We start from the raw sequence: 24,282 nt of genomic DNA on the forward strand, positions 1-24,282 counted from the left end.
CTGGCTCGTCTTTCGATAACTGGTAAACGCGGACCCCACTGCGTCCGGCCCCCAACGAGAGGGAGGTGTTCGCCATGCGCAAGCTGATCCTCACCGGAGCGCTCTTCGCCCGGCTCACTCGTAAGGACCGTCTCACGCTGCCGTACTCGTACTACTAAACCGGCGCGGTTGAGCGGGCGGTGGCCGCGGCGGCGATGCCGCGGCCACCGCCGTCGGCCACGAGCAGCCACGAGCGGCCACCGCCGTCGGCCACGATCCGAGGGGACGTCCATGACCGCCGCTCCTTACCGCACCGACCTGCCGGGCCCCTCCGGGGCCGGCCGTCGGGCTCGCGGCCCGTCAGGGCTCCGGGACGGGACCGTAGACGGCCGTGGGGGCGGCCGTGGACCAGGCCCAGTAGCGGTCGCCGTACGACCAGTGCCACCACTCGGTGGGGTAGTTGACCATGCCGACCGAGGACAGCGCCTCGATCATCAGCGCCCGGTTCTCGCGGGCCCGTGCGGACAGGCCGGGGGCGTGGGTGTAGCAGGCCCCGCCGCTCTCCTCCGGTGTCGCGGCCTCCGGGCTGCCCATGTCGATCTCCGTACCGTCCCGCGTGCACACGGTGAGGTCGATCGCCGCCCCGGCGACGTGTCCGGCCGTCTCCGCCGGGGCACACCAGCGGCTGGCCGCCGTCCGGATCCGCTCCTCGTCGGCGTCCGGATCGAGCTTCCGCAGCGTGGCCGCGTAGCCGTCGAAGATCTCCCGCTGGAGCGCCGGCGGCCGGTAACCCTCGACCAGCAACCACCGCCAGTCGTCCGGCAGCGACTTCTCGGCCCGCTCGAGCCGTTCGGCGACTCCGGCCCGGAGGTGCGCGAAGTGCCCCGTCGGATCGGCCCGCCGGCCGTCCACACGCATCCGCCCCCGGCAGTCGACCAGCGGTTCACCGCATTCGCGCACCGGCACCGCCCGGACCCGTGGGTCACCGATCAGGACGATCCGCGGTTCCGCCGGGAAGGGCGAGCTGGTCATGGGACTCTCCTCACACACGCCGGTGGGCCGTCCCACAATCTGCCCGTCCCCTCGTTCGGATGAACCACCGTCCGTGGGCACCCGGAATGGGTGGTCCGCCTGCATGATCGCCGGTATGAGCCTCGAACGTGTCACGATCGCGGCAGGCGTCCTGTCGTCCATGACGCCGGGGTGCCGGCAGGCGCGCCTGGTGCGATCGCTCAGCAGGTCTGACGGCCGGCCGCCACGACCTCAGGTACCCCACATCATGTTGGACAGGGCCACGAACAGCACGAAGGCGATCCCCACGCCCTGCGCGGCCTTGCCCCAGCCGGGCATGGATTCGCCCCGCTTGACCGCCGAGCGCTGGGCGGAGAAGGCGAACGCCAGCGCGATGAGGGCGAGGGGGCCGAGCACGATGGACAGCCAGTCGACTTGCACGGGGGTCATGGCGGCACTTCCTTACGTTCACCTCGGCTACGGGCGGCCATCCTCCTCGGGACCGCCCGGGACCCCTCCCGAGGAGCGATGTCCCCGCCTTCGCCGCGCCGCCGAACGACTCGTTCCTAGGCGACCGTGAGCACGATCTTGCCCTGGATATGCCCTCGGGCGGCACGTTCGTGCGCGGCCCGGGCATCCGCGAGCGGAAACGTGCTGTCCACCGCGACGCGGACCGTGCCCGCGTCGAGCAGGCGCCCCAGCTCGGCGAGTTGCGCGCCGTGCGAGCGGACCTGGGTGGACGTGACCGTGACGCCCAGCCGCGCGTTCTCCTCGTCGTCGAACTCGCCGAAGTACACCGGGTAGAGGGACCCGCCGCGCTTGAGGGTGCGCAGGAAGCGCCTGCTGTCGGGGCCCCCGACGGTGTCCAGGACGAGATCGACGTCATGGGCGGCCTCCTCGGGCCGCTCCTTGGTGTAGTCGATGAACTCGTCGGCGCCGAGCTCGCGCAGGAACGTCTCATGGGCGCCGGAGGCCACGGCGATGACGCGCGCCCCCTTCCACTTGGCCAGCTGGAGAGCGAGGTGCCCCACACCACCGGCGGCGCCGTTGATGAGCACCGTGGTCCCGCCGTCGAGCGCCATCGGGCGGTGCCGGGCTTCCTGGAACGGCGAGGGGTGGTCGTGCCCGAGCTCGATCAAGAACTGCCACGCCGTCAACCCCGACATGGGCAGGCCGGCCGCGTGCACATGATCGATGGCAGCGGGCTTGCGGGCGAGGTCGGACGCCGGCGCGGTGACGTACTCGGCGTACGCGCCGCCCTGGAGAGCGGTGGGGAAGCGCAGCAGGCCGACCACCTCGTCCCCGGCCGCGAAGCCGGTGACGTCGGCGGCGACGGCTGCCACGACGCCCGAGACGTCTGTCCCCGGAATCAGGGGGAGATGGAACGGGGGCTTGAGCTCGGGAGGCACGTTGGGCATTCCCTCGCGTGCGTACCAGTCGGGAGGGTTGACGCCGACCGCGTGCACGCGGACGAGCACCTCGCCCGGCCCCGGTTCGGGGACCGGCGCCTCCTCGTAACGCAGCACCTCGGGGCCGCCGAAGCCATGCAGCCGGATCGCCCTCATCGTGCGTGTCGACATCATTTTTCTCCTGCCCCTGCCAGGGGATACGCTGATCGGACCAGTGGTCCATATATCCGTACCACTGATCCGAATATATGGACCACTGATCCGGATAGTCAAGCCGGAGAGTCAAGAGGGGCAGATGCGGGCCGACGCCAGGAAGAACCGTGACCACCTGCTCGCAGTCGCGGGCACCGTCATCGCCGAGCAGGGCGTCGACGCGTCGCTGCGCGACATCGCGCGCAAGGCCGGTGTGGGGCTCGCGACGCTGCTCCGCCACTTTCCGACGCGCGAGGCGCTGCTCGAGGCCCTGCTCCACACGAGCTTCGACGAGGGGGCGGCAAGGGCGGGCGAACTCGAGACGTCGAGCTCGCCCGAGGACGCGCTGGTGTCGTGGCTACGCGACTGCGTCGCCTGGACAACCGAGTACCGGGGCGTGACCGTGCTGATGGCAGCCGCCATCGAGGACACCGAATCCGCGCTCCACGCCTCGTGCGTCACCCTCCGCGCGGCCGGCACGCGGCTGCTCACCCGTGCCCAGGACGCGGGCGTAGCGCGGACGGACATCGACGGCACCGATCTGTTCGCGCTGATCGCGGCGCTCGCATGGCTCGGCGACCAACCCTCGCTGGCGCCACGCGCCGATCACCTCTTTGAGGTTGTCGCGAGCGCGATCCTGACGAAATGACGTTGTCTCGCCCTGGTCAGCGTAGGTCGTGGAAGAACGTCCGTACGTCGCCCACCAGCAGCTCCGGGACCTCCATCGCCGCGAAGTGGCCGCCCGCCTCGAACTCCGACCAGTGGGTGATCGCATGCCATGGCTCGGCGAGGCGGCGGATCGCGGTGTCGCCCGCGAAGACCGCGACGCCGGTGGGGACCCCGGAGCGCTCGGGGGACGCGCCCCAGGCCGAGGCGGCCTCCTTGTAGAGGCGGGCGGAGGGGCCCGCCGTGTTGGTGAACCAGTACAGGGAGACGTTCGTCAGGACCGCGTCACGGTCGAGCGCCTCGGGCTTGTCGCCGTGGGCGGCGAACCAGTCCACGTTCCAGGCCAGTTGGCCGACGGGCGAGTCGGCGAGGCCGTAGGACAGGGTCTGGGGGCGGGTGCCCTGGATGGCGGCGTAGCCGGAGAGCTCGCGGTGCCAGCGTTGGAGCCCGGTGAGGCGTGAGCGCTCGGCCGGGGTCAGCTCCTCCGGATCAGCCGCGTCGGCCGACCCCCCGGTCACCAAGGCGTTGACATGGACGCCGACGACCCGGGTCGGCGCCACCCGGGCCACCTCGGGGGAGATCAGCGAGCCGAAGTCGCCGCCCTGTGTGCCGTAGCGCTCGTACCCCAGACGCCGCATCAGCTCCGTCCACGCGGTGGCGATGCGGCGGATGCCCCAGCCGGGCTCGTGGGGCGGGGCGGAGAAGGCGAAGCCGGGGAGGGACGGGATGACGACGTGAAAGGCGTCGGCCGGGTCGCCGCCGTGTCCGCGCGGATCGGTCAGCGGGCCGATGACCTCGGTGAACTCCGCGACCGAACCGGGCCAGCCATGGGTGATCAGCAGCGGCAGGGCATCCGGCTCGGGCGAGCGGACCTGGAGGAAGTGCACCCGCTGCCCGTCGATCTCGGTCGTGAACTGCGGAAACGCGTTCAGCCGCGCCTCTCGCGCCCGCCAGTCGAACCCGGTGGCCCAGTATCCGGCCAGCTCGCGGACGTGGTCGAGCGACGCCCCGTCGGACCAGTCGGCCCCGGGTAGGCGCTGCGGCCAGCGGGTGCGCTCCAGGCGTCGGCGCAGATCGTCGAGGTCGGCTTCGGGGACGGCGATGCGGAAGGGACGGATCTCCATGGGCGGCACGGTAGGCGCGGTCGCGGACGGGGAGTGTCCGCGACGCCCGGTGGCACACCTACTTCCCTCACCTCCGGCCCCGTCACCCCGGACAGCGGTCATCAGCGTGCGCCGCCGGCGGTGCGGATGTCAGATGGGCCTAGGTGGTGTCCGACTGATTTTGTCGCCTGCGGCGGATCGATCCCCTCCCCGCCCCTTCCCGAAACTGGGGCTCCGCCCCAGACCCCGGGGTCCGCCCCAGACCCCGGGGGTCCAGGGGCGAAGCCCCCCACGCGGCGGAGCCGCATATCGGCAGGTGTCGGGAAGGGGCGGGGAGGGGATCGATCCGCCGGACGCCCCGTAAGGCCGATCTTGGACCGGATCGTCGGGAGGCGCCATGCGTCGCGGAGCCCCGTATTCCCTGCGTGCCCGGGCTTCCCTGGGCGCCCCGCGTCCCGTACGCGCCCTACGCGCCCGGCGATCCCTGCGCGCCGCCCTCCTGATCGCGACCGCCGCGACCACCATGACCGCCTGCGGCGGCGGAGGCGGCGGCGCCGACGCCGGGGTCGTCCGCTCCTCCTGGGGCGATCCCCCCAATCCGCTGGAGCCCGCCAACACCAATGACGTCCAGGGCGGCAAGGTCCTCGACATGATCTTCCGGGGGCTCAAGCGCTACGACCCGAGGACCGGCGAGGCCAAGAACGCGCTTGCGGAGCGGATCGAGAGCTCCGACCAGCGCAACTACACCATCACCCTCAAGAAGGGCCATCGGTTCGCCAACGGGGAGAAGGTCACCGCCGCCTCCTTCGTGAACGCGTGGAACTACGGCGCCCGGATCGACCACAAGCAGCGCAACGCCTACTTCTTCGAGTACATCGAGGGCTACGACAAGGTCCATCCCGCCTCCGGCGGCGCCCCCACCGCCAAGACCCTCTCCGGGCTGCGGGTCAGGAACGACCGGACCTTCACCGTCCGGCTCACCCAGAAGTTCTCCACCTGGCCCAAGACCCTCGGCTACAACGCCTATGTGCCGCTGCCCCGGGCGTTCTTCACGGACCACGCCGCCTGGCTGAGGAAGCCCATCGGCAACGGCCCGTACCAGGTGCGGTCGTACACCAAGGGCTCGGTGATGAAGCTGCGGGCCTGGGACGGCTACCCCGGCCCGGACAAGGCCCGTAACAAAGGCGTCGACCTGCGCGTCTACACGGACAGCAACACCGCCTACACCGATCTCCAGGCGGGCAATCTCGATCTGGTCGACGATGTCCCGGCGCAGCAGCTGAAGTTCGTCCGCTCCGATCTCGGCAACCGCTACATCAACCAGCCCGCCGGGATCATCCAGACCCTCACCTTCCCGATGTACGACCGCGTCTGGAGCGGCCCGGCCAGGGCCAAGGTCCGCCGGGGCATCTCGATGGCGATCAACCGCGCGCAGATCACCGAACGGATCTTCCAGGGCACCCGCACCCCCGCGACCGACTGGACCTCGCCGGTCCTGCGCCGCCAGGGCGGCTATCAGCCGGGGCTGTGCGGGGACGCCTGCCGCTATGACCCGGTCCGGGCGCGCAAGCTGATCAAGGCGGGCGGCGGGCTGCCCGGCGGCCGGATGACGATCACGTACAACGCCGACACCGGCTCCCACAAGGACTGGGTGGACGCGGTCTGCAACAGCGTCAACACCGTGCTGCGGAACGACCGGGCCTGTGTCGGCAAACCGGTCGGCACCTTCGCCGACTACCGCAACAAGATGGCGGGGAAGAAGATGACCGGACCGTTCCGGGCCGGCTGGCAGATGGACTATCCGCTGATCCAGAACTTCCTCCAGCCGCTGTACTACACCGGCGCCTCCTCCAACGACGGCCACTTCAGCGACACAGGCTTCGACCGGCTGGTCAACCAGGCCAACGCCGCCTCCGCCGACGGCCGGGCCATCGCCGGTTTCCGGGACGCGGAGAAGATCCTCGCCGAGCAGATGCCCGCGATCCCGCTGTGGTACCAGAACGGCAGCGCGGGCTATTCGCGGCGGCTCAGCGACGTGGCGCTCAATCAGTTCAGCGTGCCGGTCTACTCACAGATCAGGGTCGGCTGAGCCATGGGCCGCTATGCGCTGCGGCGGTTGCTACAGATGATCCCGGTCTTCATCGGCTCCACCTTCCTGATCTTCTTCATGGTGTACGCGCTCGGCGACCCGGTGGCCGCGCTCTTCGGCGACAAGGCCCCCGACCCCGCCACCGCCGCCCGGATCCGTAAAGATCTCTATCTGGATGAGCCGCTGTGGCGGCAGTACGCGCACTACATGGGGCAGATCTTCAGCGGCCATTTCGGTACGGCCTTCAACGGGCAGCCGGTGACCGAGCTGATGGCGAGCGCGTTCCCGGTCACCCTCCGGCTCACCCTCGTCGCGGTCGCCTTCGAGATGGCGCTGGGCATCACCCTGGGCGTCCTCAGCGGGCTGCGCCGGGGCCGGGGTCTGGACACCTCGGTGCTGCTGCTCACCCTGGTCGTGGTCTCGGTCCCGACCTTCGTCAGCGGCACGGTGCTCCAGTATCTGTTCGGTGTGAGCTGGGGCTGGGCCAGGCCGTCGGTCTCGCCGGAGGCCCCGCTGAACGAACTGCTGCTGCCCGGGGTGGTGCTGGGGCTGGTCTCGCTCGCGTACACCACCCGCCTCACCCGTACCTCCATCGTGGAGAACGCCCGCGCCGACTACGTCCGCACCGCCGTCGCCAAGGGGCTGCCGCGCCACCGGATCGTCACCCGCCATCTGCTGCGCAACTCGCTGATCCCGGTGGTGACCTTCATCGGCACGGACATCGGCGCGCTCATGGGCGGGGCGATCGTCACCGAGCGGATCTTCAACATCCACGGTGTGGGCTACCAGCTCTACCAGGGCATCCTGCGCCAGAACTCGCCGACCGTCGTCGGCTTCGTGACCATCCTGGTGATCGTCTTCCTGCTCGCCAATCTGCTCGTCGACCTCCTCTACGCCGTGCTCGACCCGAGGATCCGGTATGCCTGAGCCCTTTGACCCGCGCTACGACATGACCGAGGCGATCGCACCGGCCGGTGGCGGCGGCGGTGGCGGTCCGATGGACCCCGCCGCCTCCGGTCCCCAGACCCCGAAGGGCGGGCCAACCCCGAAGGGCGGGTCGCGGCGCGGCCCCTGGCGCCTCCCGCTGCCCTGGCGCGGGGAGCCCGGCCGCCGCTCCGGCGGACCGGCCGCGCCCACCGGACGGGGGCTGTGGACCGACGCCTGGCACGATCTGCGCCGCAATCCGATCTTCGTCGTCTCCGCGCTGATCATCCTCTTCCTCGTCGTGATCGCGATCTGGCCGCAGCTGATCGCGAGCGGAAACCCGTACCACGGCGATCTGGCCAAGGCGCAGGACGGCCCGGCCCCCGGCCACCCCTTCGGCTACGACCTCCAGGGCCGCGATGTCTACACCCGCACGGTCTACGGCGCCCGCGCCTCCATCACCGTGGGCATCTGCGCCACCCTCGGCGCGGCGCTGCTGGGCAGCGTGCTGGGCGGGCTCGCCGGGTACTTCGGCGGCTGGTGGGACGCGCTGCTCTCGCGGATCGCCGATGTCTTCTTCGGCATCCCGATCCTGCTGGGCGGGCTGGTCTTCCTGTCGGTGGTCACCAGCGGCTCGGTCTGGCCGGTGGTGGGCTTCATCGTGCTGCTGGGCTGGCCGCAGATCTCCCGGATCGCGCGCGGCTCGGTGGTGACCGTCAAGGAGCACGACTACGTCCAGGCGGCGCGGGTGCTCGGCGCGAGCAGCGGCCGGACGCTGCTGCGCCATATCGCCCCCAACGCCGTGGCGCCCGTGATCGTCGTCGCCACCATCGCGCTGGGCACCTACATCTCGCTGGAGGCCACGCTGTCGTTCCTCGGCGTGGGGCTCAAACCGCCCACCGTCTCCTGGGGGATCGACATCTCCTCGGCCGCGACCCAGATCCGCAACGCCCCGCACATGCTGCTGTGGCCGGCCGGGGCGCTGTCCATCACGGTGCTCGCGTTCATCATGCTCGGCGACGCGGTGCGCGACGCCCTCGACCCGAAGCTGCGCTAGCCATGGCGGCCCCCCTGCTGGACGTACGGGACCTGCGCGTGGAATTCCGCACCCGGGACGGGATCGCCGAGGCCGTCGGCGGCGTCTCGTACGCCGTCGACGCCGGTCGGACGCTGGCCGTGCTGGGCGAGTCGGGCTCCGGCAAGTCGGTGACCGCCCAGGCGATCATGGGCATCCTCGACTCCCCGCCCGGCCGGATCACCGGCGGTCAGGTGCTGTTCCAGGGGCGGGACCTGCTGACGATGGGCGCGGAGGAGCGCCGCCGGATCCGGGGCGCCGCGATGGCGATGATCTTCCAGGACGCGCTCTCCGCCCTCAACCCGGTGCTTCCCGTGGGCGCCCAGCTCGCCGAGATGTACGAGGTGCACCGGGGGATGTCCCGCAGGGACGCCCGGCGGCGGGCGGTCGAGCTGATGGACCGGGTGCGCATCCCGGCGGCGGGGCAGCGGGCCGGGGACTATCCGCATCAGTTCTCCGGCGGGATGCGCCAGCGCATCATGATCGCCATGGCGATGGCGCTGGAGCCGGACCTGATCATCGCCGACGAGCCGACGACCGCGCTGGACGTGACCGTTCAGGCCCAGGTCATGGAGCTGCTCGCGGAGTTGTGCCGGGAGTACGCGATGGGGCTGGTCCTCATCACCCATGACCTGGGCGTGGTCGCGGACGTGGCGGATACCATCGCCGTGATGTACGCGGGCCGGATCGTGGAGACCGCGCCGGTACGCGACCTCTACCGCCGCCCCGCCCACCCGTACACCCGTGGCCTTCTGGACTCCGTACCGCGCGTGGACCATCGGGGCGAGCGGCTCTACGCGATCAAGGGCGCGCCGCCCAGTCCGCTCGCCCTGCCGCCCGGCTGCCCCTTCCACCCCCGCTGCCCGCGCGCCCAGGAGGTCTGCCGTGTCGAACGGCCGCCGCTGTACGAGGTGACGGAGGACGCCGGGGCCGACGGACGGACCAGCGCCTGCCACTTCTGGAAGGAGGAGCTGCATGCCTGAGCACATGCCCGAGCCGGATGGGCCGGTCTTGGAGGTCCGCGACCTGGCCAAGCACTATCCGCTGACGCGGGGGGTGCTGGTGAAGCGGCGGATCGGCGCGGTCCGGGCGGTCGACACGGTCTCGTTCGCCCTGCGGCGCGGGGAGACGCTCGGCATCGTCGGCGAGTCCGGCTGCGGCAAGTCCACCGTCGCCAAACTGCTGGTCAGCCTGGAACGGCCGACCGCCGGGACGATCCACTACCGGGGCGAGGACATCGCCCGGCTGTCGGGCCGCGCGCTGCGGGCCGTACGCCGCAACATCCAGATGGTCTTCCAGGACCCGTACACCTCGCTCAACCCCCGGATGACGGTGGGCGACATCATCGGGGAGCCCTTCGAGATCCACCCCGAGGCGGCCCCGAAGGGCGACCGGCGACGGGCGGTCCAGGAACTCCTGGACGTGGTGGGGTTGAACCCGGAGCACATCAACCGCTATCCCCACCAGTTCTCCGGCGGCCAGCGCCAGCGCATCGGCATCGCGCGGGGTCTGGCGCTACGACCGGAGATCATCGTCGCGGACGAACCGGTCTCGGCGCTGGACGTCTCCGTCCAGGCACAGGTGGTCAACCTGATGGAGGGCCTCCAGGACGAGTTCAACCTCTCCTACATCTTCATCGCGCACGATCTGTCGGTGGTCCGGCATATCTCCGACCGGGTGGCCGTGATGTACCTGGGCCGTATCGCCGAGACGGGCACCAGCCGGGAGATCTACGACCACCCGACGCACCCCTACACCCAGGCCCTGCTGTCGGCGGTACCGGTCCCGGACCCGGAACCGCGCGGGGCCCGGACCCGCATCCTCCTGACGGGCGACGTCCCCTCCCCCGCCAACCCGCCCTCGGGCTGCCGCTTCCGCACCCGCTGCTGGAAGGCCCAGGAGCGCTGCGCGGTGGAAGTGCCGGTGCTGGCGGTCCCGCCGGGCTTGGCGGGCCCCGCCGCCCACGCCTCGGCATGCCACTTCGCGGAGGAGCGGGCGGAGGTCAGCGCATGATGTTCAGGGCAAGATGTCGAAAATGCTCCCGCCGGACCCGGTCTCCAGCCTCGTGCCCCGCCCCGGGGGCACCTGGTACACCGGAGGGAAAAGCAGTCGCACTTCAGGCGCGAACGCCTGCACGGCGACGGCGAGCCGGGCCCGATCGACCTTCCAGAGCATGATGCGCCGGCAATTCCTGACGACCTCGTACTCGATGTGCGGTGCGAAACCCGCGGCGAACTGCTGGGTGAGCTTCCGGTTGGGGCCGGGAGGGGCGGGAACGCCCGGCCGCAGCTTCAGACTTACGTACCATTCCGGCTTCTCCGTGCGGGTTTGCCTGGCCCACACCACGACGGCTTCGATGTCCCGCCACGGAACGACGGCCAGGAACCGGCGGTATCGCAATGCGGCGCCGCCCAGCGTGACGCCCGACTCATCGGCCCGGAAGGCCACCAGTCGCTTCCACCCAGCGCTCGTCAAGAGCTGGAAAGGGGTGCGGGTGTAGTACGCCTCATAGACCGGTGAGTGAGGGGCAGTCATGCCACGACCCTACGAGGCGCGACGCGGCGCCGTCTCGCGCCTTCGGCGCATTTGAGCATGGGTCCGGGGGGTGGGGGGCGGGGCGCCGTCGCCGGGCACCGGCCGCCGGGGGTGAGCGCGCCGGTGGCGGCGTCCGCGCTCGGGGGCCGAGACCGTCGCCGGACCGCCGGACCGGCTCCGGGTTGCCGGGGGTGGGTACCTCTCTGGAAAACGTTTGACAAATTAGTTGCGTCAGATCAAGTACTTCGAGAAGGGGTACCGGGAGGGGCGGTCACTCTCCAGCCGCGCACGACTGCCCGGCCGCGCCGAGCCCGCAGAGGACTCCCACGACGAGCCGCTGTTCCCCATGCCGCCGCACCGAACAGGCACTGCGGGTCGCCGTGCGCTCCCTGGACCTCAGCGCGGCTGTCCGCTTCGAGGAGGGAGCTCCACAGTGCCTGGCAGGAGGCGGTGCAGACCGACAGCACCGTCCCCATGCACACCTTCCTCCAGCGCTGGGGAGTATTCGTGGCTCTGCGGCGCTATCCCGGGCAGGCCCGACGGCTCCATGAGTTGGAGGCGGCCGTCGCCGAGGCACCCAGCATCGAGGACGCCCGGCGGGCCCCAGCCGAGATCGGGGTGCTGTTGGACGCAGCGCGTCGCGAGGGCCGCCCGGGCCGTGAGGATCACGGTCCGGGCGGCCCTCGTCGTTCAAACTGCGGCCCGCGCGGGAGCGCTAGGCGTGGACCACGTCCTTTTCCTCCGCGAAGTGGCACGCCGACTCATGCGCCGCAGGCGAATCCGTGCCGGCGAAGCGCTCGGGGATGGCGAGGAGGGGGATCTCCTCCGCGCAGCGGGCCTCGGCCTTCCAGCAGCGGGTGCGGAAGCGGCAGCCGGAGGGCGGGTTGGCCGGGGAGGGGACGTCGCCGGTGAGGATGATGCGTGTCCGGCCCTCGCGCGACTCCGGGTCCGGGACCGGGACGGCCGACAGCAGCGCCTGGGTGTAGGGGTGCGTCGGGTGGTCATAGATCTCGGTGTCGGAGCCGATCTCGGCCATCTTGCCCAGGTACATCACGCCGACCCGGTCGGAGATGTGCCGGACGATGGACAGGTCGTGGGCGATGAAGATGTAGGAGAGGTTGAACTCGTCCTGGAGGCCCTCCATCAGGTTGATGACCTGTGCCTGGACGGACACGTCGAGCGCGGAGACCGGCTCGTCGCAGATGATGATCTCCGGGTTGAGGGCGAGGCCGCGCGCGATGCCGATGCGCTGGCGCTGGCCGCCGGAGAACTGGTGGGGGTAGCGGTTGATGTACTCGGGGTTGAGGCCCACCACGTCCAGGAGCTCCTGGACCTTGCGGCGGCGGTCGCCCTTCGGGGCCACCTCGGGGTGGATCTCGAAGGGCTCCCCGATGATGTCGCCCACCGTCATCCGGGGGTTGAGCGAGGTGTACGGGTCCTGGAACACCATCTGGATGTTGCGGCGGACCGCGCGCAGCGCGCGGCCCGACAGCCGGGTGATGTCCTGGCCCTTGTAGAAGACCTCGCCCGCGGTGGCGGTCTCCAGGGTCATCAGCAGCTTGGCGACGGTGGACTTGCCACAGCCGGACTCGCCGACGATGCCGAGGGTCTCGCCCTGGTAGAGGTCGAAGGAGATGCCGTCGACCGCCTTGACCGCGCCGATCTGCCGCTTGAAGAGGATGCCCTGGGTCAGCGGAAAGTGCTTGACCAGATTGCGCACCTGGAGGATCGGCTCACCGCGGTCGACCTTCGCCTCGAGTGCCGCGACCGCCTCGTCCTCGGTGGCCGCCTCGACCGTTTCCACCTCCGTGACGTTCGGGGTGGTGTCGGTCGGCTCCATGGGCGTTTCGTTGGCGTCAGCCATGGAGGGTCTCCTTCCAGAAGTGGCAGGCGCTGCCGCGGCCCGGCAGCTCCGTGCCGTCCTGCTCGGTGACCGGCACCAGGGCGGGGACGTCCCGGCGGCAGATGTCCTCCGCCTTGGGGCAGCGCGGGTTGAAGGCACAGCCCGTGGGGATCTTGAGCAGATTGGGCGGCAGCCCCTTGATCGCGTAGAGCTCCTGCCCCTTGCGGTCCAGGCGCGGGATGGAGTCCAGCAGACCGCGGGTGTAGGGGTGGGCCGGGCGCTTGTAGAGCTCGTGCACGGGGGCGGTCTCGACGATCCGGCCCGCGTACATCACGGCGATCTTGTCGGCGACGTCCGCGACCACACCCAGGTCATGGGTGATCAGGATCAGACCCATGTGGTACTCGCGCTGGAGCTCCGCGAGCAGGTCCATCACCTGGGCCTGGACGGTCACGTCGAGCGCCGTGGTCGGCTCATCGGCGATGATCAGGTCCGGCTCCAGCGCCATCGCCATGGCGATCATGATGCGCTGGCGCATACCGCCGGAGAACTGGTGCGGATAGTCGCTCACCCGCTCCTTGGCCGCCGGGATGCGGACCCGGTCCATCAGCTCGATGGCCTTGGCCTTGGCCTCCTTCTTGGACAGGCCCTGGTGGACCCGGAACATCTCGCCGAGCTGATAGCCCACGGAGAGCACCGGGTTCAGCGCCGAGAGCGCGTCCTGGAAGATCATGGCGATCTTGCGGCCGCGGATCTTCCGGCGCTCCTCGCCCGCCATGGTGAGCATGTCCTCGCCCCGGAACAGGATCTGCCCCTGCGGGATCTTCCCGGGCGGCATGTCGAGGATGCCCATGATGGCCTGGGCGGTCACCGACTTGCCGGAGCCGGACTCGCCGAGGACGGCGAGCGTCTCACCGGCGCGGACGCTGTAGTTGACGCCGTTGACGGCCTTGGCGACACCGTCCCGGGTGTGGAACTCCACGTGCAGGTCGCGGACTTCAAGCAGTGGGGTGCCGTCGTCTCCGGCGCCCTCGCGGACGGCGTCGTCCGCGGTCTTCTCGATGGTGGTCACGTACGCCCTCCTCAGCGCAGCTTGGGGTCGAGGGCGTCGCGCACCGCGTCGCCGAGCGTGATGAATGCGAAGACCGTGAGGCTCAGCATTCCGGCCGGGAACAGCATCACATGCGGGTTGTCCCGGATGGCGTCCTTGGCGTCGGAGATGTCGATGCCCCACGAGATGGTGGGGTCGGCGAGGCCGAGGCCGAGGAAGGACAGCGTGGCCTCGGCGGAGATGTAGGCACCGAGGGAGATGGTGGCCACCACGATGGTGGGGGCCAGCGCGTTCGGCAGGACGTGCCGGAAGAGGATCCGGCCGGTTCCGGCGCCGAGGGCACGCGCCGCGGTGACGTAGTCCGCCTGCTTGGCGGTGATCACCGAACTGCGCATCACCCGGGCGATGGTGGTCCAGCCGAGGAAGGCGAGGGCCGCGATCACGACGTACACCTTGCGCTCGGTGAACGCGTTCAGCACGACCATCGAGCCGAGCAGGAACGGCAGGCCGAAGAAGATGTCGACGATCCGGGAGATGATCGAGTCGATCCAGCCGCCGAAGTACCCGGCGGCCATGCCCAGCAGGCCGCCGAAGAAGGTCACCACCGCGGTCACACCGACACCGACCATGATCGAGGCGCGGGTGCCGTAGATGACCCGGGCGTAGATGGAGCGGCCCTGGCCGTCGTAGCCGAACCAGTCGGCCTGGAAGAAGTGGGTCAGCTCCGGCTTGGTCAGGAAGTGGTTGGTCAGATCGCCGTTGCGCGGCTCGGCGCTGGTGAACAGCCCGGGGAAGGCCGCGATGGCCAGCAGCAGCACCAGCAGCACCGCCGAGATCCAGAACAGCGGGCGGTGGCGCAGTTCGAACCAGGCGTCGCCCCACAGCGAGCGCGGCTTGCCCTGGGGGGCGGGGCCGGCGGCGGTGGCGGTGTCCACCTCGGTCGGCGGGGCGACGGCGTCGACCGCCGTGTCGACCGCCGTGCCGCCGGACTGGGATTTGGTCATGTCAGGCATACCGGATCCTCGGGTCCAGGACCGCGTACAGCAGGTCGACGAGCAGGTTGATCAGCAGAATGACGAGGACGAAGATGGTCACGACCCCGACGATGGTGGTGCCTTCACGCTGCCCGAGCGCCTTGAAGAGCAGATTGCCGACGCCCTGGACGTTGAAGATGCCCTCGGTGACCACCGCGCCGCCGACCAGCGCGCCGACGTCGGTGCCGAGGAAGGTGACCACCGGGATCAGCGAGTTGCGCAGCAGGTGGACGCCGACGATCCGGCGGCGCGGCAGCCCCTTGGCGAGCGCGGTGCGCATGTAGTCGGCGCGCAGGTTCTCCGCGAAGGTGGTCCGGGTCAGCCGGGCCACATACGCCATGGAGAGCATCGCGAGGACGAACCCTGGCAGCAGGAGCTGCTGGAGGTCCATCGAGTCCTGGACGTTCGGTGGCAGCCAGCCGAGTTCGTCGGCGAAGATGAACCGGGCGAGGTAGCCGAGGACGAAGACCGGCATCGAGATGACGATCAGCGTGAAGATCAGGACGCCGGTGTCGGCGGCGCGGCCCGCCCTGAGACCGGCCCAGGCACCGAGCCCGATGCCGACGATGATCTCGATGGTGAGGGCCACCGCGGCGAGGCGGAGGGTCACCGGGAAGGCCATCCCCATTTCCTCGGAGACCGGACGGCCGCCGAAGGTCTTGCCGAAGTCGCCCTTGAAGAGGTCGACCATGTAGTCGATGTACTGCTTCCACAGGGGCTGGTCCAGCCCGAACTCATGGCGGAGAGACGCGACCTGCGCGGGGTCCGCGGCCTTGTCGCCCCACATCGCCCGGATGGGGTCACCGGGCAGTACGTGGACCATGAGGAAAATAATCAGAGTAGTCCCGATGAAGACCGGGATCATCTGGAGCAGTCGCCTGGCGACATAGCGCCCCATCATGCCTCCATGCCGTTGGGGGGCGGCGGAGGCCACGTCTCGTCTGCGCCACGCGGGTGGGGGGATGAGCTGCGGGCCTCACGCCTGCGGGCCGGTGCCGCCGCTCCCCGGTTGAGAGGAGCGGCGGCACCGGCCTGCTGGTCCTACTACTCCCTCTTTCTCCCCCCGACATTGGTGAAGATGGGGTCGCCGTCCTGGCCGTAGGGGATCTTCCCGAGGACCTTGTTGGACTGGCCGCTGTTGACCTTGTAGAACCACAGCGGGATCGCCGGCATGTCCTTCGCGAGGACCTGCTCCGCCTGCTGGTAGAGCTTCACGGTCTCGTCGAGGGTGGCGGCCTTGTCGGCCTTGGCAGCCAGCTCGTCGAACTCCTTGTTGGCGTAACCGCTGGTGTTACCGGCCGCCTTGGAGCCGTAGAGGTCCCTCATGAAGTTCGAGTTGACCGGGTAGTCGAGCACCCAGCCACCGCGGTACATGGACTTGACCTGGTGCTTGTCACGCGCGTTCAGGTCGGCCTGGAAGTCGGGCTTGGAGTCGCCGACGCAGTCGACGCCGGTGGCCTTGCGGATGCTGTTGCAGACCGCGTCCACCCAGGGCTTGTGGTCCTGGTCGGCGTTGTACTGGATCGAGATCTTGTTGCCCGGGACTCCGCCGCCCTCCTTGATGAGGGCCTTGGCCTTGGCCGGGTCGTAGGTGACCTGCTCCTTGAGCGCGCCGGCCTTGTAGCCGATCACGCCGCGGGCGACATAGCTGTCGGCCGGGGTGCGGGAGCCGTGGAGCACGGTCTTGGTGATCGTGTTGCGGTCGATCGCCATGGACAGACCCTGGATGACCTTGGGGTCGATGTCCTTGAACTGCTTGGTGTAGAAGGCCGGGACGACCGACTGGACCGCCGAGTACTCCTCGTCGATCGCGCGCTTGCCCAGGTCGGTCTTGTAGTTGGTCAGCGCGGTGGTCGGGACCTGCTCGATCCAGTCGAGGTTGTTGGAGCGCAGGTCCGAGTAGGCGGCGTCGGCGGTGGTGTAGTTCTTGAAGTCGATGCCGCCGTTCTTGGCCTTGTTCGGGCCCTTGTAGTCCGCGAACTTACGGACCTTGATCATCTTCTTGTGGTCCCAGGAGACGAACTTGTAGGGACCGTTGCCGACCGGCTTCTCGCCGTAGCCCTTGGGGTCCTTGAAGAAGCCGCTGGGCAGCGGGGTCCACACGTCGTAGCCCAGCTTGTAGGCGAAGTACGAGACCGAGCTGTTGAGCTCGATCTTGAACTCGTTGTCGTTGACGACCTTCAGGCCGGACATCTTGTCGGCCTTGGGCTTGCCCTTCTCGGGGTGGACGTCCTCGTAGCCCTTGATGTCCTGGAACCAGCTGGAGTTGGTCTGGTTGTTCGCGACGTTGGCGGACCAGTTCCAGGAGTCCACATAGGACTTGGCGGTCACGGGCTCGCCGTTGTGGAACTTCCAGCCCGGCTTGAGCTTGACGGTCCAGACGGAGGAGTCCTTGTTGGGGGTGACGGACTCGGCGTTGACATACACCAGCTTGCCGGTGCCGGGCTCGTAGTCCACCAGGCCCGCGAAGATCGTGCGGAGCACCCGGCTGCCCTGGCTCTCCTTGGCGTTCGCCGGTTGCAGCGGGTTCTGCGGCTCGCTCAGCTGGGCGGTGAGTATCCCATTCGGGTCCGCCGTGCCCTTGTTCATGTCGTTGCTGCCGCTGTCGCTGTCGTTGCCACCACAGGCGGTCGCGGCGAGTGCCACAACTGCTGCCAACGCGACCCACTTGGCGCTCTGCGCACCGCGCATGGGTTTGCCTCCTCAGGAGTCCACTGTCACTACGAGAGGGGGCGCCCGGAGACACGCTGACACCCCTGACAGCGAAAGGGACCGGAACCCCCCAGATGCGCTCGTAGGTCCGCGCTCCCCACAGCGTGTGACCCATTGACCCGAGCTCAATGGACCCCATGATTGAGCACGTCCGGCCCTTAAACCACACCTTATGGGTCTCGCTTTGGTCACAGCATCTACGCGCGGAGCTTCGAAATCCGGACAAAACTGCCCCAGACAGACACACGCGAAACGGACTGTTAACACATCATGCGGAGCTCGGACGCCGATATTCGGACGCAGAGATCCGGATAACCGCTTGACTGGCACGTTGCTGACATGGGAACAGCCCGGACCCCCGCCGTGGCGGCGAGGGGTCCGGGCCGTGGGCAGCTCACCGAGGCACGGTGGGGCGCCTACGCTCCGTGATCGGCGCCGTAGTGCGCCTGGGCGCCCGGGCGTTGGGCCCGGCGCGCCCGCGCTTGGGCGTGCGCGGCGGGGCTTGGCGCGGGCGGCGGCGCTTGGGCGCGGGCGTCAGCGCTTGGCGCGGGCGGCGGTGCGGGCGCGCTCCTTCTGGTCCAGCACCACCTTGCGGATCCGCACCGTCTCCGGCGTCACCTCGACGCACTCGTCGTCGCGGCAGAACTCCAGGGACTGCTCGAGCGAGAGCAGCCGCGGCGGGACCAGGGACTCGGTCACATCCGCGGTGGAGGACCGCATGTTGGTGAGCTTCTTCTCCTTGGTGATGTTGACGTCCATGTCGTCGGAGCGGGAGTTCTCGCCGACGATCATGCCCTCGTACACCTCGGTGCCCGGCGAGACGAACAGCACCCCGCGCTCCTGGAGGTTGGTCATCGCGAAGGCGGTCACCGCGCCCGAGCGGTCGGCCACCAGCGAGCCGTTGTTACGGGTCTTCAGCTCGCCGAACCACGGCTCGTGGCCCTCGTGGATGGAGTGGGCGATACCGGTGCCGCGGGTCGCGGTCAGGAACTCGGTACGGAAGCCGATCAGACCGCGGGAGGGGACGATGAACTCCATGCGGACCCAGCCGGAGCCGTGGTTGGACATGTTGTCCATCCGGCCCTTGCGGGTGCCCATGAGCTGGGTGACCGCGCCCATGTGCTCCTCGGGCACATCGATGGTGATGCGCTCGATCGGCTCGTGGACCTTGCCGTCCACCTCCCGGGTGACCACCTGCGGCTTGCCGACGGTGAGCTCGAAGCCCTCCCGGCGCATGGTCTCCACCAGGATCGCCAGCGCCAGCTCGCCGCGGCCCTGCACCTCCCAGGCGTCCGGGCGGTCGGTGGGCAGCACGCGCAGCGAGACGTTACCGATCAGCTCGCGCTCGAGCCGGTCCTTGACCAGCCGCGCGGTGACCTTGCGGTCCTTCACGGCGGACTTGTCGGCGCCCTTGCCGCCGGGGCCGCGGCCGACCAGCGGGGAGGTGTTGGTACCGATGGTCATCGAGATCGCGGGCTCGTCGACGGTGATGAGCGGCAGCGCGATCGGGTTCTCCGGGTCGGCCAGGGTCTCGCCGATCATGATGTCCGGGATGCCCGCGACCGCGCAGATGTCACCGGGGCCCGCCACCTCGGCGGGCTTGCGGGTGAGCGCCTCGGTCATCAGCAGCTCGGTGATCCGGACGTTGGAGATGGTGCCGTCGCGCTTGATCCACGCGACCGTCTGCCCCTTCTTCAGCTCGCCCTGCTCGACCCGGAGCAGCGCGATACGGCCGAGGAAGTTGTCCGCGTCCAGGTTGGTGACATGGGCCTGGAGCGGCGCGGCCGCGTCGTACTCCGGCGCCGGGACGGTCTCCAGCAGGGCGGAGAAGAACGGCTGGAGGCTGTCGCTGTCGGCCGGGACGGTGCCGTCCTCCGGCTTGGTCAGCGAGGCGACACCGTCACGGGCGCACGCGTAGACGATCGGGAACTCGATCTGCTCCTCGGTCGCGTCCAGGTCCAGGAAGAGGTCGTACGCCTCGTTGACGACCTCGTCGATCCGGGAGTCCGGGCGGTCCGTCTTGTTGATGCACAGGATCACCGGCAGCTTGGCCTGGAGCGCCTTGCGCAGCACGAAGCGGGTCTGCGGCAGCGGCCCCTCGGAGGCGTCCACCAGCAGGACCACCGCGTCGACCATGGACAGGCCGCGCTCGACCTCACCGCCGAAGTCGGCGTGGCCGGGGGTGTCGATGATGTTGATGGTGACGGGGTCGCCGCCGTCCGCCGGGTGGTACTTCACGGCGGTGTTCTTCGCGAGAATGGTGATGCCCTTCTCGCGCTCCAGGTCGTTGGAGTCCATGACCCGGTCGTCCACCTGCTGGTGGGCGGCGAACGCGCCCGCCTGCTTGAGCATGGCGTCGACGAGGGTCGTCTTGCCATGGTCGACGTGGGCGACGATGGCGACGTTACGGATGTCGTGGCGCGTGGGCATGAAAGCGCGCTTCTCCCGGTTGTTGGGTGGCGGCGCGCTCCTTGGGCGGCGCGCCTTCCGCCGGGCTGATCACGCCTCGGCCTCACCCCCATGGTACGGGGACGGCACGCGGACGAATGCCGCAGCCCATCCCGCACCCCATCTCGCGGCCCCTCCCGCAGCCCATCCCCGCGCCGGTCCCCCACCCGGAGCCGCCTTCGGCGGCGGCTCCACGGGGAGGGTGCCCGGCGAGTCTTTCCCCTCCCCGCCCCTTCCCACTACCAGGGGCTCCGCCCCTGGACCCCGGCTCCCGAGGGCGAAGCCCCACCACGCGGCGAAGCCGCATACCGACGCCACGGGAAGCGGCGGAGTTCCGGCCCGGGGCCTGGGGCAGAGCCCGGTTTCGGGGCCCTGGGGCGGAACTCCGGTTGCGGGGTCTGGGGCGGAGACCCGGTTTCGGGGCCTGGGGAGCCCGGTTTCGGGGCCTGAGGCAAAGCCCCGGGACAGTGTCTGGGGCGGAGCCCCGCCCCGGGGCGGAGTGGCCCGCCGCGGGCGGTGCGGGCCGGTGGATACCCCTTAGCGGCGGAAGCCGATGTCCTGGTAGCGGGGGGTGGCGAAGCCGAAGGCGCCCGCGTTGACCAGACCCTTGCGCATCGCGACCAGCTGGGGCCGCTGATAGAGCGGAATCGATCCGGCCGCCGCCCAGATCCGCGCGTCCGCCCGGCTGACCAGCGAGCGCGAGGCGCCGCCGTCCAGCTCCGAGAGTGCCTGGTCGAAGAGCTGGTCGATCTGGTCGGTGCCCACCCGGGTGTAGTTCTGCTCGACGACCAGGGAGCCATCGGCCGCGGGCTGCGGCTTGGCGTAGATGGGGCGGGCGTCGGTGGCCGGGTACGCGGACGCGGGCCAGGAGTAGAGGGCCAGGTCGTAGTCGCCGGTGGCGATGTGGTCCCGGAAGTATCTCTCCCCGGAGACCTTCGTGATCTCGGTCCGTACGCCGATCTTCTCCAGCATCCGCGCGATGCGCTCGCCGACCGTGCCCAGCCGGGCGCCGGTCTGGTCGTCGGGGAGGACGAAGCGCAGCACCAGCGGCCGGCCCTTCTTCCGTACGACCGCCGTCTCCCGGAGCCGTCCGGACCGCCCGGCGTCACCGGCCGCGGGTGGGGCGCCGGAGCCGGAGGCGGTGGGGGATGCGGCGCCGGAGGCGCTCTCGGTGGCGGGACTCGTGGAGCTCTCGGTGGCGGTCGGGGCGCTCTCGTTCGCCGCGCTCTCCGTGGCGATCGGGGCGCTCTGCCGCCTGCCCCGGTCGTCCGTCTTGCCGTCCAGCGCCTTCTGCCGGCTGGTGCCGCCCGCCCGCCAGCCCGCGTCGGCGAGCAGCGACTGCGCGGCGTTGGTGTCCGGGTCGCCGAGGGCGCCGCTGTGGTCCTTGTAGCCCGGCTGGCCCGCCATCAGCAGATGGTTTCCGAGCGGCTCCGACGGCAGCCCCACCGGCTTGAGCACCAGCTTCGCCAGGGCCTTCCGGTCGATCGCGCGGGCCACCGCGCGGCGCACCCGCTCATCGGCGAGCGGGCCCTTGGTGCCGTTCAGGGCGAGCTGGGTGTAGCCGGGGTCCAGTGCCTTGCGCAGGGTGAACCTGCTCAGCGCCCGGGTCTGGGTCCGGGTCCGCGACCGGTTCTTGTCGGTGTCGCCGGTGGCCCCTGCCCGGGCTCCCGCCTCCTCCCCCGCCGTCCCGGTCCCGGTGGGCCCCGCCCCCGTACGCGTCGCCTCCGCCGCCTCCCGGCCCCCGGTAGACGCCTCCGGCGCCCCCGCCTTGCCCGAGGCGGACGAGGAGCCCCGCCTGCCGCCCGCGGCCTGCTTGTCCGGGGCGGTGGCCTGGATGCGCCGGGCGGTGGTCCGGTCCACCTCGGCCAGGTCCAGCCGCCCGGCGACCAGCGCCTCGGCCCGCTTCTCGGCCGGGACCGCCTGGAAGACCAGCCGGCTCAGCCGCGCCCGGTCGCCCCACCAGCGGGGGTTGCGGACGAGGGTGACCTCGGAGTCCGTCACCTCGCGGACCATGAAGGGCCCGGCGCCGACCGCGAGCCCCTTGTTCGCCGCCGCCGTGAAGACCGCCGGGTTGCCCATCACGCTCTTCGGGTACAGCGGCGTGAACAGCGAGCGCCAGTCGGTGTACGGCTTGGCGAACGTGACCTTGACCTCGTGCTCCTTGTCCCCCGGTTCGACCTTGGCGATCCGGTCGTAGCCGGCGTTGCGCGCCGTCCCGTACTTGTCGTCGGTGCCGCGCAGCGCCTTCCACTGGGCCTGGAAGTCCTCCGCGCCGATCGGGCGCCCGTCGCTCCACACCGCCTTGGGGTTGAGCTTGAAGACCACGACCTGCTTGGGATCGGTCGAGGTGACGTCGGCGGAGGCCAGATAGTCGCCGTTGCGCTGGGGGCGGCCGCGGGCGTCGAGGGTGTAGAGGGAGGGCAGCACGGCGCCCGCGATCCGCTGGGTGCCCGTGTCCGCGGTCTTCTGGAAGGCGTTGAGCGTGGTGGGCGCCGCGTCCAGGGCCCAGCGCAGGGTGCCGGTGCCGGCGGTCCCGGAGCGGGGTGCGGAGGCGATGTCCCAGGCGGCGCGCGGCGGCGGGCCGTCGTCCTCCGAGCTGCAACCGGTCAGTACGGGCAGCGGCAGCATCACTCCCGCGGCGAGCAGCATGGCGCGGCGGCTCCTGGTGATCGGCATGGCTCGTACCTCCGCAGGGTGACGGAAATATGCGCATTTGGCATAGTGTGACGCTGATCGCATATACTCCTCACTCAAAGCGACGGTTCACGGGACAGCACGCCGAGAGGGCCATGGAGACGGCCATGAGGGGAAAGGATCACCCGCCCGGATCAATGCGGCGGGCGCGCACTCCGGCGCGCGGCGGCGGAATCCCGCCGGTGACGGCGCCAATCCCGACAGATCCCTTCACAACCAGGACCGTGGCGCGTAACACTCGCTGTCGCATGAGCGTCGCCAACCGCAACCGCGGAAGTGAGGGCAAGTCATGTCCTTGAACGACGACTTGACGGCCGTCCAGCGCTGTCTCGATGACCTGGTCCGTTCCGTCTCCCGGCTGGAGCAGCGGGTGGGCGCCGGCGGGCTGGAGATACGCCGGGTCCGCACCGACGCGGACCACCTGCGCGAGAGCCTCGCCCTGCTGCGCGAGACGGCTCCCGTGGAGCGATCACGCCCCGAAATGGTTCCGGTCCCCGACGCCCCGTACGACAGTGCGCTGTGGTCGGACGTCGACGACGAGGGCCTCGGCGCGCGAGATCGCCACGCGCCCTAGGGACGGGCCGGAGCGCCTCCCGTCACGGGGCGCATCCCCACCGTCCCCCCATACCACTCCACCGCGGAGTTCCCCTTGGCCACAGGCACCGACCCCCAAGCCACCACGCCCGCACCCGCAGGCTCCGGTACGGCCCCGCACGGCGTGCACAGCCCCTCGCGCGCCGCCATCCCCGGCCGCCATCTGCGCAGCGACCGCTGGTGGCTCTCCCCCGCCATCACCGCCGCCGGACTGTTCGCGTTCATCGTCTACTCGACCTGGCGGGCCTTCGCGGGGGACGACTACTACGCCGAGCCGTACGTCTCCCCCTTCTACTCGCCCTGCGTCGCCCAGAACTGCGTGCCCATGAAGGGCGGCGCCAACTGGGAGATCTTCGGCGCGTGGTGGGGCCTGTCCCCGGCGCTGCTGATCCTGATCTTCCCGCTGGGGTTCCGGCTCACCTGCTACTACTACCGCAAGGCGTATTACCGGGGCTTCTGGGCCTCGCCGCCCGCCTGCGCGGTCGCCGAGCCGCGCGCCAAGTACACCGGCGAGACCCGCTTCCCGCTGATCCTTCAGAACATCCACCGCTATTTCTTCTACTTCGCGGTGATCGTCGCGGGGATCCTCACCTATGACACCGTGCTCGGCTTCCGGGACGAGCACGGCCGCTGGGGCCATATGGGCCTGGGCACCCTGGTGCTGCTCGCCAACATCGTGCTGATCTGGGCGTACACCCTCTCCTGCCACTCCTGCCGCCATATCGTCGGCGGCCGGCTGAAGCACTTCTCCCGGCATCCGGTGCGCTATCGGCTCTGGGGCTGGGTGAGCGGGCTCAACGCACGCCATATGCAGCTGGCCTGGGCCTCTCTCATCAGCGTCGCCGTCGCGGACTTCTACGTCTACCTGGTGGCGAGCGGCGCCTTCGACGATCCCCGCTTTTTCTAGGAGAGGTGCTCATCCG

General features: G+C 70.1%; 21 protein-coding genes. 9 read left to right on the forward strand and 12 right to left on the reverse strand.

Features of this window, described 5'->3' with window-relative positions; genetic code table 11:
- Nucleotides 1–74 precede the first annotated feature (74 nt).
- Entirely contained in the window at nt 75–158 is an 84-nt protein-coding gene (locus tag ACT2CW_RS12360) for a cittilin family RiPP precursor (protein WP_223864545.1), read from the forward strand.
- Between the two features lie 181 nt (nt 159–339).
- Here the strand turns inward: ACT2CW_RS12360 and ACT2CW_RS12365 are convergent, their stop codons facing one another.
- From ACT2CW_RS12365 to ACT2CW_RS12375, 3 genes are all read right to left on the reverse strand, one after another.
- A complete protein-coding gene (locus ACT2CW_RS12365) occupies nt 340–1,011 on the reverse strand; it encodes a M15 family metallopeptidase (RefSeq protein ID WP_445516547.1) in 672 nt (223 codons plus the stop codon).
- A 231-nt stretch (nt 1,012–1,242) separates the two neighbouring features.
- Nucleotides 1,243–1,440, reverse strand: coding sequence for a hypothetical protein (locus ACT2CW_RS12370; protein ID WP_020868650.1), 198 nt, complete (start codon nt 1,438–1,440; stop codon nt 1,243–1,245).
- Nucleotides 1,441–1,556: 116 nt separating this feature from the next.
- Nucleotides 1,557–2,570 (reverse strand): NADP-dependent oxidoreductase, encoded by a 1,014-nt coding sequence (locus ACT2CW_RS12375; protein WP_445516674.1) that lies wholly within the window; start codon nt 2,568–2,570, stop codon nt 1,557–1,559.
- A gap of 124 nt (nt 2,571–2,694) precedes the next feature.
- On the opposite strand from ACT2CW_RS12375, the gene ACT2CW_RS12380 reads away from it, so the two are divergent.
- A complete protein-coding gene (locus ACT2CW_RS12380; RefSeq protein WP_445516548.1) occupies nt 2,695–3,240 on the forward strand; it encodes a TetR/AcrR family transcriptional regulator in 546 nt (181 codons plus the stop codon).
- Between the two features lie 16 nt (nt 3,241–3,256).
- Here ACT2CW_RS12380 and ACT2CW_RS12385 read toward each other — a convergent pair whose 3' ends face one another.
- Nucleotides 3,257–4,381 (reverse strand): epoxide hydrolase family protein, encoded by a 1,125-nt coding sequence (locus ACT2CW_RS12385; protein ID WP_445516549.1) that lies wholly within the window; start codon nt 4,379–4,381, stop codon nt 3,257–3,259.
- 502 nt (nt 4,382–4,883) lie between these two features.
- Here ACT2CW_RS12385 and ACT2CW_RS12390 point away from each other — a divergent pair.
- Genes ACT2CW_RS12390 through ACT2CW_RS12410 form a run of 5 tightly spaced genes read left to right on the forward strand, consistent with a single transcriptional unit; the run spans nt 4,884 to nt 10,461 of the window.
- Complete coding sequence (locus tag ACT2CW_RS12390; RefSeq protein ID WP_445516675.1) at nt 4,884–6,449, forward strand: peptide ABC transporter substrate-binding protein; 1,566 nt, start codon at nt 4,884–4,886, stop codon at nt 6,447–6,449.
- Between the two features lie 3 nt (nt 6,450–6,452).
- Nucleotides 6,453–7,376 carry an ABC transporter permease gene (locus ACT2CW_RS12395; RefSeq protein WP_138913981.1) on the forward strand — a complete coding sequence of 308 codons (924 nt, stop codon included), beginning with the start codon at nt 6,453–6,455 and terminating at the stop codon, nt 7,374–7,376.
- A complete protein-coding gene (locus tag ACT2CW_RS12400; RefSeq protein ID WP_445516550.1) occupies nt 7,369–8,430 on the forward strand; it encodes an ABC transporter permease in 1,062 nt (353 codons plus the stop codon). The genes ACT2CW_RS12395 and ACT2CW_RS12400 overlap by 8 nt, the downstream gene beginning before the upstream one ends.
- A gap of 2 nt (nt 8,431–8,432) precedes the next feature.
- Nucleotides 8,433–9,431 carry an ABC transporter ATP-binding protein gene (locus tag ACT2CW_RS12405; RefSeq protein ID WP_445516551.1) on the forward strand — a complete coding sequence of 333 codons (999 nt, stop codon included), beginning with the start codon at nt 8,433–8,435 and terminating at the stop codon, nt 9,429–9,431.
- Nucleotides 9,424–10,461, forward strand: a complete 1,038-nt coding sequence (locus ACT2CW_RS12410) for an ABC transporter ATP-binding protein (RefSeq protein WP_445516552.1) — start codon at nt 9,424–9,426, stop codon at nt 10,459–10,461. Before ACT2CW_RS12405 ends, ACT2CW_RS12410 begins: the two co-directional genes overlap by 8 nt.
- 3 nt (nt 10,462–10,464) lie before the next feature.
- Here ACT2CW_RS12410 and ACT2CW_RS12415 read toward each other — a convergent pair whose 3' ends face one another.
- From ACT2CW_RS12415 to ACT2CW_RS12450, 8 genes are all read right to left on the reverse strand, one after another.
- Entirely contained in the window at nt 10,465–10,896 is a 432-nt protein-coding gene (locus tag ACT2CW_RS12415) for a hypothetical protein (protein WP_445516553.1), read from the reverse strand.
- An 802-nt stretch (nt 10,897–11,698) separates the two neighbouring features.
- Nucleotides 11,699–12,847, reverse strand: a complete 1,149-nt coding sequence (locus ACT2CW_RS12420; RefSeq protein WP_445516554.1) for an ABC transporter ATP-binding protein — start codon at nt 12,845–12,847, stop codon at nt 11,699–11,701.
- Nucleotides 12,840–13,898 carry an ABC transporter ATP-binding protein gene (locus ACT2CW_RS12425; RefSeq protein ID WP_182473365.1) on the reverse strand — a complete coding sequence of 353 codons (1,059 nt, stop codon included), beginning with the start codon at nt 13,896–13,898 and terminating at the stop codon, nt 12,840–12,842. The genes ACT2CW_RS12420 and ACT2CW_RS12425 overlap by 8 nt, the downstream gene beginning before the upstream one ends.
- 11 nt (nt 13,899–13,909) lie before the next feature.
- Nucleotides 13,910–14,890 (reverse strand): ABC transporter permease, encoded by a 981-nt coding sequence (locus ACT2CW_RS12430; RefSeq protein WP_445516555.1) that lies wholly within the window; start codon nt 14,888–14,890, stop codon nt 13,910–13,912.
- Entirely contained in the window at nt 14,883–15,809 is a 927-nt protein-coding gene (locus ACT2CW_RS12435) for an ABC transporter permease (RefSeq protein ID WP_445516676.1), read from the reverse strand. Before ACT2CW_RS12435 ends, ACT2CW_RS12430 begins: the two co-directional genes overlap by 8 nt.
- A gap of 146 nt (nt 15,810–15,955) precedes the next feature.
- Nucleotides 15,956–17,602: a peptide ABC transporter substrate-binding protein gene (locus ACT2CW_RS12440; RefSeq protein WP_445516556.1), complete on the reverse strand. Its 1,647-nt coding sequence runs from the start codon at nt 17,600–17,602 to the stop codon at nt 15,956–15,958.
- 555 nt (nt 17,603–18,157) lie between these two features.
- Nucleotides 18,158–20,053: a translational GTPase TypA gene (gene typA, locus ACT2CW_RS12445; protein ID WP_164429855.1), complete on the reverse strand. Its 1,896-nt coding sequence runs from the start codon at nt 20,051–20,053 to the stop codon at nt 18,158–18,160.
- Between the two features lie 555 nt (nt 20,054–20,608).
- Nucleotides 20,609–22,747: an ABC transporter family substrate-binding protein gene (locus tag ACT2CW_RS12450; protein WP_445516557.1), complete on the reverse strand. Its 2,139-nt coding sequence runs from the start codon at nt 22,745–22,747 to the stop codon at nt 20,609–20,611.
- Nucleotides 22,748–23,054: 307 nt separating this feature from the next.
- On the opposite strand from ACT2CW_RS12450, the gene ACT2CW_RS12455 reads away from it, so the two are divergent.
- Nucleotides 23,055–23,339 carry a hypothetical protein gene (locus tag ACT2CW_RS12455; RefSeq protein ID WP_020868672.1) on the forward strand — a complete coding sequence of 95 codons (285 nt, stop codon included), beginning with the start codon at nt 23,055–23,057 and terminating at the stop codon, nt 23,337–23,339.
- Nucleotides 23,340–23,414: 75 nt separating this feature from the next.
- Complete coding sequence (locus tag ACT2CW_RS12460; RefSeq protein WP_164429851.1) at nt 23,415–24,266, forward strand: hypothetical protein; 852 nt, start codon at nt 23,415–23,417, stop codon at nt 24,264–24,266.
- Nucleotides 24,267–24,282: the final 16 nt, after the last annotated feature.

Source organism: Streptomyces sp. NEAU-174 (genome assembly GCF_052665095.1).